This window comes from Ferroplasma sp. Type II (assembly GCF_000496155.1).
Genome location: NZ_KI542842.1, coordinates 1 through 2,130, shown reverse-complemented (window position 1 = coordinate 2,130; position 2,130 = coordinate 1). Strand labels below are relative to the sequence as shown.

2 protein-coding genes are annotated in these 2,130 nt (G+C 38.9%); both read right to left on the bottom strand.

What is annotated here, in order from left to right; all coding sequences use genetic code 11:
* Positions 1–103: 103 nt before the first annotated feature.
* Positions 104–1,453, bottom strand: a complete 1,350-nt coding sequence (locus AMDU4_RS13680; protein WP_021788519.1) for a transposase — start codon at positions 1,451–1,453, stop codon at positions 104–106.
* Positions 1,454–1,581: 128 nt separating this feature from the next.
* Entirely contained in the window at positions 1,582–2,013 is a 432-nt protein-coding gene (locus tag AMDU4_RS13675) for a hypothetical protein (protein ID WP_021788518.1), read from the bottom strand.
* Positions 2,014–2,130: the final 117 nt, after the last annotated feature.

Here is a 2,130-nt window from a genome sequence, read left to right as displayed (position 1 = left end):
TAAATATTACCATGAATGTCAGCCCACATATAAAGCCATAGCATGAAATCTCAATAAAAATTAGGTTTTCAGTGATAATATAAACACAGGTAAATATTAAACTCTAACTCCCGTTATTTTGCATAATAGGTATTTCAAGAGCCTTAATTATTTCCCCAGATTTTTTCGGTATTTCAGATATCTTCCATTCCTCACCGATCTTGAGCATGTTCACACGCTGAAGATGTTCTATTACATCTTCCGGAGAGTATTTCTTGAGCAGGTCATGCTTTCTCAGCAGGTTATAGATCCTGTAATGCATTATCAGTGATAGGAAATTTACAAACGTCCATCCCTGCATCTGGTAATCATCCCTCATGTATGTCCTGTCACCGTGTATTGTATTCTTGAATGTGTCATATGACTGCTCTATATCCACACGTGATTTCAGCATATCATAAACGATCTCGCCGGAGACTTTCAGGTTTGTCATGACAGATATGGTTCCCATTCTCTTATTGATCTTTATGAATCCTGAAGAGTTGGAATGCCTTTTCAGGTAGTCCTTCTCCTCTGCCTTAAGGAAATCATTCCTGAATGTGTATAATGTCCTGCCATTACTTTCATATTTTGAATAGAATATGGGATGATCCTGGAACATGAAGTGTTTCTCCCCTTTCATGGAATAATCTATAAGCCTTGAGTTCCTCCTTAATGGTATTATGAAGAATATTTTCATGGCATCAAGAGCCTGGACATTCTTCAGGGAATAGAAGCCGGTATCAGCCACTAAGACTATATTCTTCGATCCGGTTTCTTCCATTGTTATCTTCAGTGACATCACACTGTTTATTGATCCTGGAAGTATCCTGAAATATACCGGTGCATCATGCTCCAGTGAGAACAGGAAGAGCAACTGTACCTGGGGGAGGTACTCCTCCATGCTGTTATGCCCAAGTGTGGCGGATATTACGCCCTCACTCATTGAGAGCACATGTGTCAGGTCCACTGCAAGGTATCTCTCATCCCTCATGAATGATTTCATAAAGTCTGTCACTGACTTCCTGTCGGTGCCTATATTCCTCAGCATGTCACCTAAGACATCTGGTGAGACATGCACATCCTTTACTGTTTCAGACAAGAATGATGTCCTGTAATAGAAATCAACGTTTTTCATTGGAGATACATTGATAAGGCGCATGCATGCGAATATGAATATCTCCTTCCATTCAGGAAAATGGTTTTTAAGGGATGCAACCAAATCACCGGATATATGCTGTAAGAGGAATGAAGAACCGTATTCCTTGACAGATATGTGTTCATAGCGTTTCATTACCCTCTTTGTCTTGGGTTCAATGATGCCATCAGGTGTTATTCTGCCAAGGTATTCACCTGTCTTCATCTGTGCCCTCTTCATTTCAGGGTTCCATTTGCTTGAGACCCTGTAGAGATAGTACCGGTCATCCCTCTTCATAACAAGCGTTCCTTTCTTCTTGAATTTCAGTACTCAGTCCGGATGTGTCATATTATGTATATACATAATATGTAGGTATATAAATATTCGTATTTGATCCCTTAAAACAAAGAAATTCTCAAAACATATTATGCATAATTGCCAGAGTTAGAGATTAATATTATTGGGACAATTGCGGGATCAGGTATTATGCTTACTAACAATATGGATTTCTCAATCTCATTTCCCTTTGATTCCTGCGATTTTTCCTCGTGCCTTGCATTCAAAATTATATATGCCGCCACAAACACAAGCAATGCAACGGCGAATATCTTTATGTCGAATTGGGGAAAAAAATACACGCCGAATATGGCTATTGCAAAGGATAATATGGAGGAGAATATGCCATGAATTAAGCCAAGGCCAAAGGAAAGAACCCCTGTTTCCTTACTTTTAAATTTTTTATGGAGCGAATATGAGAGTATTGGTGTCCAGTGATCAGGTGCTACCATGTGAAGAACGGCAATCAATATGGAAAGGCCAACTATTGCAACTGGAAGCAAAAGATATAATGCCAGCATAGTGGGTTATAGTTCCGTGTTATAAAAAAGTAATGGCTTATCTTCCGCAAACCCGGCCTGTAGCCTTAATAGTCTAAATTGTTTTTAAAAAATTGTTAAATACGAAATGAATATGGT

What these genes read in the sequence shown, in the direction of transcription:
- AMDU4_RS13680 (WP_021788519.1), bottom strand. Translation starts at nt 1,453, where the DNA reads ATGAAGAGGGATGACCGGTACTATCTCTACAGGGTCTCAAGCAAATGG.
- AMDU4_RS13675 (WP_021788518.1), bottom strand. Translation starts at nt 2,013, where the DNA reads ATGCTGGCATTATATCTTTTGCTTCCAGTTGCAATAGTTGGCCTTTCC.